14 protein-coding genes are annotated in these 17,106 nt (G+C 30.9%); 5 read left to right on the forward strand and 9 right to left on the reverse strand.

Annotated features, from left to right (window positions below; translation table 11 throughout):
• Window positions 1–72 precede the first annotated feature (72 nt).
• The 4 genes from IC174_RS15685 (at window position 73) to IC174_RS15700 (ending at window position 4,808) form a co-directional block, all read left to right on the forward strand.
• Window positions 73–2,316, forward strand: a complete 2,244-nt coding sequence (locus IC174_RS15685) for an excinuclease ABC subunit UvrA (RefSeq protein WP_227483364.1) — start codon at window positions 73–75, stop codon at window positions 2,314–2,316.
• 571 nt (window positions 2,317–2,887) lie between these two features.
• A complete protein-coding gene (locus tag IC174_RS15690; protein ID WP_227483365.1) occupies window positions 2,888–3,553 on the forward strand; it encodes a TetR/AcrR family transcriptional regulator in 666 nt (221 codons plus the stop codon).
• 56 nt (window positions 3,554–3,609) lie between these two features.
• The gene (locus IC174_RS15695) at window positions 3,610–4,395 is read left to right on the forward strand and encodes a type II CAAX endopeptidase family protein (protein ID WP_227435340.1); all 786 of its coding nucleotides are present in this window, start codon (window positions 3,610–3,612) and stop codon (window positions 4,393–4,395) included.
• Between the two features lie 59 nt (window positions 4,396–4,454).
• Window positions 4,455–4,808 carry a hypothetical protein gene (locus IC174_RS15700; protein ID WP_227483366.1) on the forward strand — a complete coding sequence of 118 codons (354 nt, stop codon included), beginning with the start codon at window positions 4,455–4,457 and terminating at the stop codon, window positions 4,806–4,808.
• Here the strand turns inward: IC174_RS15700 and IC174_RS21435 are convergent.
• The 4 genes from IC174_RS21435 to IC174_RS15720 all read right to left on the reverse strand — a co-directional run bounded on the left by IC174_RS21435 (window position 4,792) and on the right by IC174_RS15720 (window position 9,616).
• Window positions 4,792–5,070: a DUF4368 domain-containing protein gene (locus IC174_RS21435; protein WP_413927197.1), complete on the reverse strand. Its 279-nt coding sequence runs from the start codon at window positions 5,068–5,070 to the stop codon at window positions 4,792–4,794. The two genes, IC174_RS15700 and IC174_RS21435, sit on opposite strands and share 17 nt — an antisense overlap.
• Before the next feature lie 114 nt (window positions 5,071–5,184).
• Window positions 5,185–7,302: a 3'-5' exonuclease gene (locus tag IC174_RS15710; protein ID WP_227483367.1), complete on the reverse strand. Its 2,118-nt coding sequence runs from the start codon at window positions 7,300–7,302 to the stop codon at window positions 5,185–5,187.
• 251 nt (window positions 7,303–7,553) lie between these two features.
• A complete protein-coding gene (locus IC174_RS15715) occupies window positions 7,554–8,408 on the reverse strand; it encodes a helix-turn-helix transcriptional regulator (protein ID WP_227435346.1) in 855 nt (284 codons plus the stop codon).
• 341 nt (window positions 8,409–8,749) lie between these two features.
• A complete protein-coding gene (locus tag IC174_RS15720; RefSeq protein WP_227483368.1) occupies window positions 8,750–9,616 on the reverse strand; it encodes a LysR family transcriptional regulator in 867 nt (288 codons plus the stop codon).
• Between the two features lie 146 nt (window positions 9,617–9,762).
• On the opposite strand from IC174_RS15720, the gene IC174_RS15725 reads away from it, so the two are divergent.
• The gene (locus IC174_RS15725) at window positions 9,763–11,085 is read left to right on the forward strand and encodes an MATE family efflux transporter (protein WP_227483369.1); all 1,323 of its coding nucleotides are present in this window, start codon (window positions 9,763–9,765) and stop codon (window positions 11,083–11,085) included.
• A gap of 204 nt (window positions 11,086–11,289) precedes the next feature.
• Here the strand turns inward: IC174_RS15725 and IC174_RS15730 are convergent, their stop codons facing one another.
• From IC174_RS15730 to IC174_RS15750, 5 genes are all read right to left on the reverse strand, one after another.
• On the reverse strand, window positions 11,290–11,646 hold the full coding sequence (locus IC174_RS15730) for a VOC family protein (RefSeq protein WP_227435351.1): 357 nt from the start codon (window positions 11,644–11,646) through the stop codon (window positions 11,290–11,292).
• 312 nt (window positions 11,647–11,958) lie between these two features.
• Window positions 11,959–12,438 (reverse strand): GyrI-like domain-containing protein, encoded by a 480-nt coding sequence (locus tag IC174_RS15735; protein WP_227483370.1) that lies wholly within the window; start codon window positions 12,436–12,438, stop codon window positions 11,959–11,961.
• Window positions 12,439–12,864: 426 nt separating this feature from the next.
• Complete coding sequence (locus IC174_RS15740; RefSeq protein WP_227483371.1) at window positions 12,865–13,713, reverse strand: PRD domain-containing protein; 849 nt, start codon at window positions 13,711–13,713, stop codon at window positions 12,865–12,867.
• 24 nt (window positions 13,714–13,737) lie between these two features.
• Window positions 13,738–15,144 (reverse strand): glycoside hydrolase family 1 protein, encoded by a 1,407-nt coding sequence (locus IC174_RS15745; RefSeq protein WP_227483372.1) that lies wholly within the window; start codon window positions 15,142–15,144, stop codon window positions 13,738–13,740.
• Window positions 15,145–15,229: 85 nt separating this feature from the next.
• Window positions 15,230–17,101 carry a beta-glucoside-specific PTS transporter subunit IIABC gene (locus tag IC174_RS15750; protein ID WP_227483373.1) on the reverse strand — a complete coding sequence of 624 codons (1,872 nt, stop codon included), beginning with the start codon at window positions 17,099–17,101 and terminating at the stop codon, window positions 15,230–15,232.
• Window positions 17,102–17,106 lie beyond the last annotated feature (5 nt).

The following is a 17,106-nucleotide window of genomic DNA, read 5'->3' on the forward strand; positions in this document are numbered from 1 at the left end:
TTAACCTTATTATAATATAACTACATAATATAATTATGCTACTAAAATATATAAAGAAAGGGCTTAGTATTTATGTCAGATATCATAATAAAGGGACTTACACATAATAATTTAAAAAACATCTCACTTAAACTTCCAAAATACAAAATCATTGTCTTTACTGGAGTTTCTGGCTCTGGAAAATCAAGTATTGTATTTGACACAATTGCGGCAGAATCACAAAGACAAATGAATGAAACATATTCAGCATTTATTAGAGGTCGACTTCCAAAATACAAAAAACCTCATGTAGAACTGATTGATAATTTAACTGCTTCTGTAATCGTGGACCAGTCTCCTCTTGGTGGCAATGCACGTTCTACAGTAGGAACTATAAGCGATTTGTATTCTTCACTAAGATTATTATTTTCTAGAATTGGCAAACCATATATAGGAACAACATCATATTTTTCGTTTAATGACCCAAATGGTATGTGTAAAAACTGTTCTGGAATTGGTAGAGTCAAAGCGATTAATATTGAGTCTATTCTAAATCCTGAAAATTCATGGAATGCAGGTTGTGTAAATGACTCTCTATTTAAACCTAATTCATGGTATTGGAAACAGTATGCTGAATCTGGACTATTTGATTTAGATAAACCTCTGAAGGATTATTCTATGGAGGAATATAATTTATTGCTATATGGCTCAAAAGATGGAAAAAGCAAACCTGAAAATTCAAAAGTTGAAGGTATTTTTAATAAATACAATCAAACATATCTAAATCGAGATATTAGCAATATGAGCAAACACACCAAAGAAAAGTCAGAAAGACTTATAACTGATGAGGAATGTCCTGAATGTCATGGAAAAAGATTAAATAAAGATGCTCTTAACTGCACTATTTTAGGGTATTCTATAGCAGATATGAGTAATATGGAATTTACTGAACTTTACAATTTACTCTCTCAAATAAATGATGATAGAGTTGAAACTGTTGTAGATACTCTTACTGATGGCTTGAAAAGAATGATTGATATTGGACTTCCTTATTTACATCTAAATAGAGAATCAACTTCTCTATCTGGAGGAGAAGCTCAGAGATTAAAACTTGTACGCTATATGGGAAGTAGCCTCACAGGTCTAACCTATATTTTTGATGAACCCAGCACTGGAATGCACCCAAGAGATGTACATCGTATGAATCAATTATTAAAAAGACTTAGAGACAGAGGAAATACAGTTCTGGTGGTAGAACATGATAAAGATGTCATATCTATAGCAGATGAGATTATAGATATTGGTCCAAATGCTGGTAAACATGGGGGAAATATTATATTTCAAGGTACCTATAATGAATTACTTCTAGCAAATACACTTACTTCAAAAGCTATGAATTTGTCATTATCTCTAAAATCTAATACTCGTAAACCAAAAAACTTTCTTCCCATTAGAGGAGCTTGTTTGTATAATCTAAAAAATGTTGATATAGATATACCGGTTGGAATCATGACAGTTGTTACTGGAGTTGCTGGTTCTGGAAAAAGTACTTTGATTTCTAGTATTTTTGCAAAAAAATATGAAAAAGATGTTATTAAAATTGACCAAAACCCTATCACGACTACAAATCGCTCTATGCCAGCTACATTTCTTGGTTTTTTTGATGAAATAAGAAAACTTTTTGCTAAAGAAAATAATGTTGGTGAAAGTTTATTCAGCTTTAATTCTAAAGGGGCTTGTCCTATTTGTAATGGAAAAGGAGTACTTGTTACAGAACTGGTATTTATGGACCCTGTTATTAATATATGTGAAGCTTGTAGAGGTACTCGATATAATGAAGAAGTCCTGTCAAAATTGTATAAGGGTAAAAATATAGTTGAAGTTCTTTCCATGACAGTAGATGAATCACTTGAATTCTTTACGGAAAAGAAACTTTGTAAAATATTACAAACTATGAAAGATGTTGGATTATCTTATATGACTTTAGGTCAGCCACTTAGTACACTATCTGGCGGAGAATGTCAAAGAATTAAACTAGCAAAAAATCTTAATAAAAGAGGTACTATATATATTCTAGATGAACCAACTACTGGTCTTCATATGTCTGACATTGACAAGCTTATGTTGATTTTTGAAAGAATAGTAGACATAGGTAATACAATTATTATCATTGAACATAATTTAGATGTTTTAAAGCAAGCAGATTGGGTGATAGATATTGGACCTGATGGTGGTAAAAATGGTGGTCAGGTAGTATTTGAAGGTACTCCATCAGAAATGTTAAAAAAAGGTAATACTATAACATCAGACTTTCTTAGAAAATCAATAAAAAAATAAGAACAATGGTGTAAATAAAACTACAGAAAAAATGCTTTTTATTTTAAAAAATATCTATTAAAGTATGGAATAAAAATACACATAATTATATATTTTATTTATGGCTTGTACAGTTCTAATTACCTCAAATAGTACTTCTGATATTTTGTTAATTCTATAGAAGACACTTTAATCTATAGAATTAACAAAATGATTAACAAAATCTCAGTATTTCCCCTATCAGAAATCAACAAGGGAAAAATCGTTTTATCCAGTGCTGGCGTAGTTTAAAGTGCCTCCTCCTTGATATAGTAGCGGATACATTGCTTTAATTAGTGCTAAGCTTCATGTTCCGACTTACTTTACCACACAATCATTTGTCTTCACGTCGTTTTCGGTTCCTATTCCCACTTCGTTCTACCTGATACCAGCCGCAGTTTTATTAACAGCTATGTTGCCTGCGATTGACTGGACCACATCCACAATATTAAAATGACACATTCGTCATTTTAACATTGACATGACATAGAAAAGAGAGTATAGTATATCATATAATAATGACGATAAAGTCATTTTAAGGGAGGTTTATGTAATGCCAAAAGTAAATGAACAGTATTTGGAGGAAAAACGGGATCAGATACTGGATGCTGCATTTGATGTTTGCATGTCCAAGCCAGTATATACAGTTAAAATGAAAGATATTATTGAGAAAACAGGCTTTAGTCACGGGCTTGTATATCGTTATTTTACTAATTTGGAGGATATCCTATTTGCCCTCATTAACAGAGACACATCAATTATTGACGTGTCTGCTAAAGTTGATGAAATACTGCACTCAGGACATTCTCCAGAAGATGTTGTAAAGCAGCTGTTTTCGCTATATTTTGATGCGATTATGATTGGCATCACTGGGTACGGTAAGATTTTAAATGAAATGCTTTCTACGCTTGCCAGCGACCAGCAATATTATCAGAGGTTTCGGGCAAATGTAAAGGTTGCATCCCATAGCGATTATTTACAAACGCAAGCATATCAATATATTGAAGAGCAAATACAAAAAGGCTATTTCTCTCCTAAACAGACGTTAGATGAAATATATTCTTTCATTACAGTATGTCTCAGCGGAATCGAAAGAGACTTGATTCTAACAAGGTGCTACCCTGCTATGCAATATATTCAGTTGAATACGGATGGATTACTGTTCAGCCTGTGTACATCTGTCCTTTTCATGTTGGGAAGCAGTAACCAGTCAGTCTGAAAATAAGGACAACAAGAATGAGTCCATAGTTTATTTACAATGAGGAGGTTATGCTGATGTGGAATTATTATGAGAAAAAACCAATACTACAATACTTATTGCTTGTATTTTTAATTGCATGGAGTGCTACAACAATCGTCATAATAGGCGAACGGCTTGAATGGTTTGCAGAACCGATTGGAACTGTCGTATACTACTTACTAGTTGGTTTCTCAATTGGATTTGCTCCAGCTTATGCTGTTACGATTCTTCTTAAAAAAAGCGGACAGATTCACGGGATTAAAGAACTTTGTGAACGTATCGTCAGAACCAATCATATATCCAGCTCTCGCGCCCTGATTGTTGCTATTTTCTTTGCCAGCCAGATTGTGATCAATATCCTTTGCAATCGATATCTAGGAAAGCCTTGGTATACGATACTCCTTATGTTTCCATTCATGATTATAGGCGGCGGATTGGAAGAGCTTGGCTGGCGCGGTTTTTTGCAGCCAGCATTAGAGCAAAAACTCCCTTTTTTTGCTGCATGTCTTCTCACAGGCGTGATATGGGCCATTTGGCATCTTCCGCTCTGGTTGCTACAGAACGCAAACCAATCCTCCATGAACTTCATCTCGTTTTTGTGTTGGTGTATCGCGATGTCTTTTATGTTGGCAGTCTTATACAGGCTGACTGGAAGTGTCATGATCTGTGTGTGTTTTCATGCGTGGTGCAATGCGATTGGTGGTCTATTCACAATGGACCTTCTTATCCAGCCAATACAAGCAAAATCAATTGTGCTGCTGGGTCTCCAAGTTATTTTAGCTATGATTGCTTACATACAGATGAATTTGTCTTGGAAGTAACTCAGAAGATACAATGCTTCATATCGAAACGCAAGTTTGCTGAGCTGTAAGGAGTTCATATGGCTAAAGAAAATGCAAATATACCTGACAAAACCGTTTATTTGCTTTCTAAGACAGGTTATATTGAGTTGAAAGGTACACTTGTATCATTTATTCAAATTTTTAATTATAACCTTGTTCCTTTTATGATTGCTATTTTTTTTATTAAATTCTTAGATAGAAAAGAAGCAGTTGATATTCTTACAAAACGATTAGAATATCTTGAAAAAAGCAATATAGGTACTTCAAATCAAATAGAAATTTTGAAATCCCAAGACTTGCCTACATATATTATTTGCAACGTCAAGCACAGTGCACAAATTATTCAAACAGATATAATATCAACGAAAAAACTTATTAACACGATAAAATAAATTGATGAAACTGGAGAAGCGTAAATGCTACCCCAGTTTCTTTCAAATAATGGCGACACGGGTTCCTGCCTTGATAAACTTCTGGTAAGGGCATATACGCCCTTAGCCAGCCATATCCTCGGATTGGAGGACTACCTTCTTGGCTACCCTTGCGGTAACGCTCATGCACAACAAGAATTTTTTCAACAAACTCATTAAGCATAGTTGCTGTCATGGTGTCAAAGTTTTTGTATTTGTCAATGAGGTCAATAAGCTCCCCCATTAAGAGCACAAGCGGAAAAGCACATGAAATAAGATTTTCAAGTAATTGAGTGGCAAGGTGTGATACCTCATAATAAGTTAGAAAAATCAATCTTTACAATGTAAACTATATATCTCAATTAAGTTCTATCAACTGTGTTAAATTTCCAGTGTATGTAAGCTTAAGTTTATGCATAGCCCGTGTACAGGCAATATATAATAAACTACGGTCGTAATCATTGTAATATGTTTTATTATTTACTGAAGGAATAACAACTTCATCAAACTCTAGCCCCTTTGACATTTTAATAGAAGTAATTGATACACCTTTTATAAAACTAGAACTTTCAGGAGATATTAAATTAACATCATATTCTTGCTTAATAACATCATATATTGCTTTAGCCTCGCTGTTGGTTTTTAGTATAATACCAAGGGTAGCATTGTTGCTTTCCTCAAACTGCTCAATCTCCATTTTTATCTTCTCTATCTCATCTGATTCGTTACTGCATTTAATCACAACAGGCTCCTCACCATGTCTTTCAATAGCCTCCAGCGAAGTTATATTTTGAATTTTCTTGGCAAAATTAATAATCTCAAAAGTAGAACGATAACTCTTGTTTAACATTACTAACTCTCCACCATCATAAATCTGTACCATATCATCTAATGTATGTAAATGATTAGGGTTGATTAGTTGTCCAAAATCTCCAAGAATAGTTTTTTTACATTTGAAAAGCAAGTTTATTACAGCATATTGAATAGGAGTGTAATCCTGCATCTCATCAATAACAATGTGTCTTATCACTTTGTCTTCTTGTAATCCCTCATATGCAGCATGAAGATATATAAATGGATACACATCTGCCCACTCAAGAGTATTCTTTGATGGCATTACAAACATATCTTGAATATTCATCTGTTTGAAGAAGTCCTTATACACTGTTAGAGTATTTTTTATTGTTAGCATTCTATTTAAACTTTTCAGTATATTTTTTACTTTTGGTAAGTCATCTTCCATAATATTATCTGATTCAAATCTATAATGAATATCTTCTGCTACCATCTCCAGTCTTCGCTTAACTGGATATTTATTATATGCATCAAATCTTTTTAGTATCCAGTCACTTTTAGCTATAAAACCTCCAAAAGTGTAATCTTTAGGAATAAAGACCATATTTGGCATTTGCTTTATATATTTATCCATAAGCTTTAAAAAATCAAGTGTAGACTTGAAACGCACTCTTTTTTCCCATTGTACATCATTTACTTCCAGAGAATCTTTTTCTCCCTCAAAATCAATAATCCTCTCTAATTGAACTTCTGCTATATCTTCAAAACTTAATTCACATAGAGGCTCTTCTCCTAGTTCAGGAAGTACATTAGAAATATAGTCACCAAAGACTTTATTAGGTGATAGAATAATTACATTATTTGCTGATATCTTATCTTTAAATCGATAAAGAAGAAAAGCAATTCGATGTAAGGCTATAGATGTTTTTCCAGAACCAGCTACTCCTTGAATAATGAGGGTGTCAGCCTTGTCATTTCTAATAATTTGATTCTGCTCTTTTTGTATTGTTGAAATAATGGATTTCATCTTTTCATCTGAAGTATTACTAAGTTCCTGTTGAAGAATATCATCTTGTATATTCATAGAACTTTCAAGTACATACTCCAGTATTCCATTTTTAATTTTAAACTGTCGTTTACGTGTTATTTCTCCATCTATCCATCCAAGTGGTGCATTATACCCTGCTGGTCCTATCTCACAATCATAAAACATACTGGCCATTGGAGAACGCCAATCTAGTATTAGAAGTTCATTTTCATAATCAAATGCAAATCGACCAATATAATACTTTGAATCATAACCTTCATCTTTTAGTTGAAAATCTATCCTAGCAAAATATGGCGAATCTTTCATTTTAGCAATCTTGTCTCGAACTTTTACCATAAAAGCCCCATAACTATCTATTTGCTTTAGTGCCAGTTCATTTTGGAACATTTCATGTGGGTCTATCTCTCCACGATTTTTTACCATATATAATTTAGCATCCATGTAATCTTTATCTAGTTTATCAACTGAATTTTCTGCATTCTCCAAAGCATTATCCAGCTTATTATTTATATCTATAAGATATGCAATCTCATCTGGAAAAGATGTTGCTAACTCCATCTCTTGTCCAGATATATTATGTTTAGGATTGGATGTAATAGAATTACAACTTTCTAATTGCTGATTTTTAGACATTTGAATCCTCCTTGCCAATTAAGTATTATCTTAAATCATTATACTGAATTGAATTTTATATTTTTTAATCATTCTTGCTCTTTGATTCAAATTTAGTTTTTGTTTTAAATTTCAGCCTCAAAATTTATATTTCTTTTTAAATAAAAAATACATTTTCTTATATTTATAATCAAAGTTATGAGAAACATGGACAGCAAAATAAATACACCTAAAAATGTAAAATTATTTTTTAATACAATAGATTATTAGTACTATTCAGTGTCTTTTTCATTTTCAGAAGACAGAATAAATTTTTGAGTAGGATACCCAAATTCAGTCAATAATTCAGCTTCTGCAAAACCTAACTTCTTTATCATATTCCGATGTCCTGTATCAGCTTTATCTCCTTCTCTAAAAGTTGTGATTGAGATAGATTTATCTATCAAAAAATTCTCAATAACCTTTTTTAGAAACACCTGTGCAATATCTGAATTACGATATTGAGGGTGTATTCCAAAAAAGTCAATGCTCCCAGTTTCTTTATTAAATACCATATTTGCAATAGCAATGTTATTAAATTTTAATATCAAGGCTCTTTCTTCCAAAATATATTGTTTTAATTGAGAGATATATTCTTCCTCCTGTAAATTTGGGAATCCATCTATGACTAATCTCACTAAACTCATCCATGATGGTATATCAGATATTTTAGCAAGTGTAATATCTTTTTCTAATTCCGATATATCTTTTGAAAATAGATTTTCTTTTTTCAAAACAAATCTTAGCTGCAAAGGATAAAATTCTTGTTCTTTTCGATATTTATTTGGAGATTTTTTATACATATCTTTAAATACAGAAGTAAATGCTTGTTGACTTTCATAGCCAGCTATCAATGCAATTTCAATAATTGTTTTTTTAGAAAATACTAATAGTTTTGCTGCCTCTGTGAGTTTTCTTCGTTTTATATAATCATGCATTGTCAACCCAACAGAAGTTGTAAAAGTTCTATGTAGATGATATTTTGAATAATGAACAGCATTAGCAACTATATCTAAATCCAGCTTTTCTGATAAATGCTCCTCTATATAATCAATAGCAGTTATAACATTATTTACTTTATAAAACATTGCAGCTCTCCTCCTTTTATCCATGAGACATTATATCAATTACTTCTTAGTCATATTTAATAAATCTTGCTATTTTTTATAATGTGAAAATTATTTTTTATATGTTTATCTCATCTTGTAACCTATTTTTCAATTTTCTTACATATTTCTAACTTAATAATATACATTTTTTCATATAATATAATCATTAAAAAAGAAAAATAGAGTATTTCATTTGAGATTCTTAATATTCTCTTGAAATACTCTTCTTTATATAAATATTTCTTTATTTTTAAATATACACTTAATTTATTTAACTCTAAATAAACTTTTAACTTTAAGATTTACTATCTTCTCTTCTATTATTTAATTAAAGACTCCAATCCTTTAATTTTCAATAGTTTTTCGTTTAATAAATCTAAAAATTTATCTATTATTTCCTGTTTATTAGATTCTTTAACTAAATAATAAATAAACCTATCTGGTGGAGCATCTTTTATGTAATGTATCTCGATATTAGATATTTCTTTAAGGTGATATGCTACTGATACTGGCACAATGGCCCATACATTTTCTTGTCTCATAAAATACTCTAAAAGAGACATTTGGTCTAAAAATACTTTAGGTTGAAGAGTTGAACGAAACCAAAAATTATGCCACAAATCATATTCAGGATTCCATGGAAGTCTTATTTCATCGGCAACATCTAAAACAGATGGATGCAATTCTCCATTGTATTTTGAGCCATAACTTGTTACCAGTAACATGGCTTCTTTAAATATTGGTATTGTTTCTATGTCATTAAAAAACATATCATCTGAAATAAGAGCTATATCAACTTCCCCCTTGGAAACATAATCATATGCTTCATAAGAATGATAGTTATAAAAATTTACATTATACTCTGGATATGTATTCATAAAACAGGAAAATACATCTGGAAGTATGTATGAGCTAACACTTCCTATAGAGGATATATTTATAATTTTACTTCTATCAATCTTAGTTATATACTTAGCTTCTTGTAAGAGAGTTTTATATTTTTCCGCAATTGGAACAAATGCCTTCCCTTCTTCTGTCAACTCTGATATTCGTACTCCCTTTTTTCGATTAATTAATTTGTATCCCAATTCAGCTTCTAATGCATATATGCGTCTACTTAAAGCTGGCTGAGTAACATATAAACTTTCAGCAGCAGCAGAAATGCTTCCCAGCTTTATAATAGTCAAAAAGCTTGTATCTCAAGTTCTGTCATAATCTTACCCCAATTCATAATATAAACATTTATTTATATTATATGGATAAAAACAGCATTTTACAATTATTTAATATGACTGTAAACTAATTGTATCTTAAAATTTAACGAGGTGCCATTATGAAATATACAACTAACTTAACAGAAGGTTACATAAAGAAAGAGTTGGTCATACTCATGTTCCCATTACTTTTAGGAAATATACTCCAACAACTTTACAATACTATTGATGCTATTATAGTTGGTAGGTTTGTAAGTCAAACTGCTTTTGCTGCTGTAGGTGTAGCTGGAACTATTATGAACCTTTTTATATTTGTACTAAGTGGAAGTTGTACAGGTATATCAATTATATTTGCACATTTTTATGGAGCTAGTGATTTATCTTCATTTAGAAAAGAATCTTTTCTAGCAACTATCTTTGGCATTACATTAACTTTAGGATTAAGTATATGTTCAATATTTATGCTTTCTCCATTACTAAATCTAATTCATACACCACAAGAAGTTTCAAATATCGCGATACCATACCTAAATATTATTTTTTGTGGACTTATCGCAACATATTTTTATAATTTATTATCAGCAGCCTTGAGAGCTGTTGGGAATACTAAAGCTACCCTAATTATCTTAATGCTTTCAATGATAATAAATACTGTTTTGGATATAGTTTTTGTTGCAGTATGTGATTTTGGAATCCAAGGAGCAGCTTCTGCAACTGTGCTTTCACAGACTCTTGCATCAATTCTTTGTTTTATTTATATAAGAAAAAACATTTCATTTCTTTTGTTTAGAAAGGAAGATATGAAGTTTGAATGGAAATTATTAAGATTAACTCTATCCTATAGTCTAATTTCAGCTCTTCATCAATCCAGTTTATATATTGGAAAATTACTAGTACAGGGAGCTGTAAATCTAATGGGAGCAGACATGATTACAGCATACACTGCTACAACAAAAATTGAAGGCTTTGCTAATTCTTTTGGTGATAGTGGTGCTGAGGCTATCTCTATATTTGTCGCACAAAATCTTGGAAATGAAAATAGAAAAAGAGCAAAGCAAGGATTTTATACAGGATTGATTATCCTATTGTGTCTAGGAATTGGGCTATCTTTGATAATGTATTTTTCTGCTAAGGCTGGTATTAAATTTATGATGAATAATGCCAATGATAGAATTATGGTAAATGGCATAGAGTACATGAAAACTATCGCTATTTTCTATGTTTTATGTTTTATAGGAAGTGCATTTGTTGGATGGTATAGAGGAAGTGGAAAAGTAAATATTCCTGTAATTGGAACCGTCTTACATATATCAATTCGTGTTATTATTTCTTATTTGTTTATTCAACAATTTGCTTTAAAGACAATTGCATTTGCTACTGGCATAGGATGGGTTTCTGTTGTGACATTTCAGTATATTATTTTTTGTAGGTCAAAAAAATAGAAAGGTGAACTCTATCCAAAGTTCACCTTTTATGTAAATAACTTTTTTTATTTTGATACATATTAATCTAATTTATAATATATCAGAGTTAAGATTAACAAATTAAACTTTTGAGTATATAATATATTACCCTAAGCTATTTATTAATAACTCTATTTTAAAGTTAATCCTGTGTTTGAGTTAATCCCATATTTTGAGCTAATTTTATTTTGTATGCTGAACATACTCTATAATTGTGCCATCTGGATGTTTTACTGTCATATTATATCCTGTAGGAACTTTTTTCTTATCTCTTATTACTACTGCTCCACTTTGTAGCAGATGACTTCTCCATTCATCCACAGAATCAACCATAAAAGTAGCTTTCGTTTCTATAAATGGCTTAAGAGCAGTATCAGAACCAGATAACAGCAAAACATTTCCTACTTGAGCCAACTCTAACCCCACTTCTTTATAAGAAAAACGTAAAGAACATTTATCTTTTAAAAGATTTTCATAAAAAGGAATTGCATTTTCTATATCCTTAATATAAAAACGTGTTAATACATCATATATCTTCATATTATTTACTCCTTTATTTATCTGTCTTGTTTCTTCTCGATTATATCATTTTGCAAATATTATGATAATATCTCAATCATTAAACCACAACTATAATAATTACCCTAACAAGTCCTTATTATCACATAACAGGTAGTAACTTTCAATAAAAACGTCTATTAGTCACTCATTAAGTAACAATTCAATCTGTCATATCATAAACAATCCATATAAAAAACAAGTTAACTACCATTCATAGTAAAATGGTAGTTAACTTGTTTTTTATTACAGCTAAACCTATGTATCCACAGAATTTCTATTCTGTTTTGTTATTTATAGAATAGGTAACATCATTTTAGTGAGATACTCACTTTCAGGACGATTTAAATCATTCAAGTACTGATAATAGATATCTCCATGAAGTTCATATCCACTATCCTTAGCCCACAAAAATAATTCTTCAAGTGTAGGGTCTTGCAGTTCATATGGTCCTAAATCAATTGCAGTTATTATTTTCTGTGTTGGAACAATCTTTTGCAAAATTTCATTTTCTGTATCCATATTATTAAATACAGAATGATTAGCTACAGGAAAACCTACTTCAACATCTAATTTTTCTAAGTCCATGTTATGAAAGCATACAATTGGTGCTCCTGCAGACAATATTCCCTTTTCTTCCAGATAGTTGGAAATTTTTCGAAAACTTTGCTGTGAAAACTCTGAAAATTCTACCATAAAGTCAATAGTTTTTCGTATTGCTAAAATGCAATACGAAGGCTGTTCAGACATCGTTATATTAGATATTCTAGCCATTTCATATCCTCCATTACTTTATTTTTATTTCTTAGCCTCTGTTTCGTAGTTTTTATTCTTAGTTGCATCTTTATATTAACAGTATAACAAAACCAATATTATGATGCTTGTCACACAGTGCTCTTATTTTGAGTAAATACAAATGGATTGAAAATAATGAATAACTCAAATAAGAAATAGTACTGCTTATTATAAATCACTAGTATTCATCCTTGAAATGCATAAAGAAAATCAATATTAATCTTGTAGTTCTTCTAATATATAAATAACATTAGAATTAAACATATTTTCTAGGTTACTACTTTTAGAGTCATTTTTTACATAAAATTAAGAGATAGTTTAATAGCTATCTCTTAAAATAATTCTACTATTTAAATTTAACTAAATCTTATTTTTATTATCAAGTTACTAATATACTAAAACATTTTAACAGTTTTCATCTAGCTCCCCTAGAATCTTATGAATATGAATCATTAAATATAATTCCTCCTGACGAGGCAATTTTCTAGAGTATTCCTTGTGTATATAGGCTCCTATTTTCTTTACACATTCATATTCTTCCTTACAATTTTTACGCACTTGATTATATATAAAATCTATCTTTTCTTTTGATGGTTCATTAGCCAGAAATCTTTGAGAAAAAGCCTTTAGATGCATTACAAATCTCATATAATAAAATGATTCTTTATTATATACAATAGAAAAGTGATAATGAACTATTTGTAAAATGGCATTCACAATTTTAGCACTTCTCTTATTTCTATCACTATAAGGATTGTCTTGTTGTGCATTTATAAAATGGCCTGCTATATTACCAATTTCCTCTTCTGGTAGGTCTAGACCAAGAACCTCCTTAAAAACAGTAATCGCATATTTTCCTATATCATATTCTTTTGGATTAAATTCTTTAATTTCAAACAAATAGTAATTCTCAATCATTATACCTTCTTTAAAGCGTCTCACTGCAAAGGCGATGTGGTCAGTTAAAACCAAGTATATATGGTTCATAAGTTTTAAATTATACTTTTCTATTCCATATGAGATTATCATTTGAGCTATACCAAAGTATTCTGCATCTATTTCTGATGCAAGTTGTACAATACTCTTTTTTATATTTTCATCATGAAGAACGAAAGTTTTTTCTATATCTTCTTTATTTAACTCAGACCCAATCTTATAATTATGACCAATTCCTTTTCCCATCAATATTATCTCTTCGTCATTATCATCCTTTGCAAGTAGCAACGAATTATTTAATACCTTTGTAATGTACATACTAAAAACCTCAATATATTATATTTATTTTGTTATTCCATTACTATTTATGACTTCTTTATACCAATAAAAACTATCTTTCTTTATTCTTTTTAAATCTAAGGTTTCATGGTCTGTTCTGTTTATGTAAACAAGCCCATAACGTTTGTTGAAACCTTGTGAAGAACTTAAAAGGTCTGTAAATGACCATAGACAATATCCCATCATTTCTACACCATCTTCAATAGCTAATTTACATGCATTTATATGAGTATTTAAATAATCTATACGATAGTCATCATGAATTTTACCATCTTCAAGGACATCTTTAGCTCCAAGACCATTCTCCGTTATTATAACAGGTAAGTGATACCTTTGCCAATATTCATTCAATGCAACTCTAAGTCCTGATGAATCTATTGATGCTCCATACTCTGAAGCCTTTAGATTAGGATTCATTGACATCTTAAATAATCCATACATACTAAAGTCAACGGTTCCTTCTCTTAGTCCAAATGGATGTTGTGAATCCTCAGGTAAGGCCTCTGCACAGTTTGTTCTATAATAATTTACAGCTATGAAATCCATTTTAGCTTTTTTAAGTACTTCTTTATCTTCATTTTCCATATGAGGGACTATATTTCTTTTCTCAAGATAATTCATATAATACCCTGGATACTCTCCATAATAATGCATATCAAGCATGTAGTACACTTTAAAGTTGTCATTCATTCTTGCTGCATATACATCTTCTGGTTTAGATGTAAGAGGATATGTTACAGATGATGATACTGCTGCTCCAATCTTGCTTCCTTCTACCATTCCATGGCATGCATTAACTGCCAATGCATGGGCTAAACAAAGATTATAATCCATTTGAGCACGCATTTTATCTATCTTCCATGGGTCTGTTTCATTATATATATTAATTCTCTCTTCTACTCTAACTATTAAATTCTGTTCATTATGAGGTTGCCAATATTTCACTCTATCTCCAAAATGCTCAAAGCATACTTTGGCAAATCTTTCAAAGGCATAAACAGTCTCTCTACCTTCCCAACCATTATACTTCTCCACTAGTGCAAAAGGTAGGTCAAAGTGATATAAAGTTACAAATGGCTCAATGTCACACTCTATTAATTTATCTATTACTTTATTATAAAAATCTATTCCCTTTTGGTTTATTTCTCCTTCCCCATCTGGAATTAGCCTTGCCCATGAAATTGAGAAACGATAAGTTTTCATTCCTAATTCTTTCATCAGTTCAATATCTTCTTCATAATTATGATAAAAATCTGATGCTACTTTAGTGTCTGCTTGCAAGTGAGACTTTTTAAAAGAATTGTAATCAGCCACTGTTTTTCCTTTATTATCTTTATCCCAAGCTCCTTCCACTTGAAATGCTGAAGATGATGCTCCCCATAAAAAATCTTTTGGAAATCCTGTATTCATAAGTGTCACTCCTTTTATATTAATGTTTTAATCGTTTTATTTGTTGCTTTATTGCACTAAGCTAATTTTTATAGTTCTAATCAATTTAATTATTAACTAATGAAATTATTTTATCATTTGTAGATACATGACTGGATTTACAAGAAATCACCTGTGCAAAATCAAATGTATTATTTACTATAACTGGTGTAGTTACATCATATCCAGCTTTTTTTATTTCATCTATATCGAAAGTTATCAGTTTAGAACCTTTTTTCACTAAATCTCCTTGATTAACATGTTTTACAAAGTGTTTTCCATTTAACTCTACTGTATTAATTCCAACATGTATCAACATTTCTGCTCCATTATCTAGCTTTAATCCTATTGCATGTAGTGTTGGAAATAAAGAAGCTACTTCACAATCAGTAGGAGCTATTATTACGCCTTTTGTAGGTAATACAGCTATACCTTCTCCCATAGCTTTTGATGCAAATACATCATCTTTTACTTCTGATAATTCTATACAATCTCCTTCCACAGGTGAAGTTATATCAACAATGCCCTCTTTTGTTTCTACTTTTATAGTAGAGCTATTTCCTTTAAAAGACTCTTCTAAATCTTCAAACCCAACTAGATAAGTTAAAATAGCTGAACCAAAAAATGCTATAGCACAACCTCCTAGATAACTTAAAAAACCTAACGTTCCTGCTTCAGCATATACAGGTATAGTTAAAACACCTTGGTTTGCGAATGCGTTACCATAAGAGCCACCCATTCCCATTATGCCACCTCCAATTGCACCACATATTACAGCACATACCATTGGTTTTTTTAACCTAAGATTAGCTCCATATATTGCAGGCTCAGTTATACCAAATAGTGCCGTTATAGTTGCAGACATAGAGATTGTCTTTAATCCTTGATTTTTAGTTTTAAAGAATACCCCTAGAGCCGCTCCTGCTTGCGAGAAGTTTGCGGCTCCTGCAAAAGCCAATAAATTCTGTCTTCCAGTTTGAGCAACATCACTTATACCTATTGGTAGTAGTGCTCTATGTGCACTAAATATAACTAATACGCACCATAATCCACCTATGAATGCTCCACACAATGCAGGGCTTAGTTCATAAATATACTTGTAAACAAAGTTTATAACATTTCCTATATATATCCCAATTGGTCCAAATAAAAACAATGTTGCAGGTAAGATTATAACTAATGATAAAGTTGGAACCATTATTATTTTAATTACTTCAGGCATATACTTTTCCAGTATTTTTTCAACATATGAAAGAGCCCATATAGCAATAATTATTGGAATAACAGATGATGTATATGTGGCCTTTGTTACTGCTAATCCTAAAAATCTAACTGTTTCTTCCCCTGCCATCAAAGCTGTAAAGGCTGGATAACAAAGTGTTGCCCCTAATACCATAGATATTATTTTATTTGCATTAAACACTTTAGCCGCAGTATATCCTAGTATGATAGGCATAAAATAGAATATAGAATCAGCCATAGCATTTAGAATAATATAACTTTGAGTCTCTTTTATATCTACTCCATTTTTATTCATATAGTACATAGCAAGAACTGATAAAATACCTTTAATCATACCAACCCCTGCTATAGCAGGTATTGTAGGTGTAAATATTCCAGCTACAGCAGATAATATAGAGTTCATGATACCTTGTTTTTCTTCATTTCCATTTTTATTATCTATTTCACTTGATTGAGGTACCATTTTTACAATCTCATCATACACTTTTTTTACTTTATTACCAATTACAACTTGTATCTGACCCATACTCTCTACAACAGTTATTACTCCTTCAGTTCTGGCTAACTTATCCTTATTAACCTTAGAGGTAATTTTAACTTTGAATCTAAGTCTCGTCATACAGTGAGTAACTTCATTTATATTCTCTTTTCCACCTACATTTTGTAGAATTTCTTGAGCTACTTTTTTATAATCCATATATA

The sequence above is a fragment of the Clostridioides sp. ES-S-0001-03 genome (genome assembly GCF_020676075.1).
Taxonomy (GTDB): Bacteria; Bacillota; Clostridia; order Peptostreptococcales; family Peptostreptococcaceae; genus Clostridioides.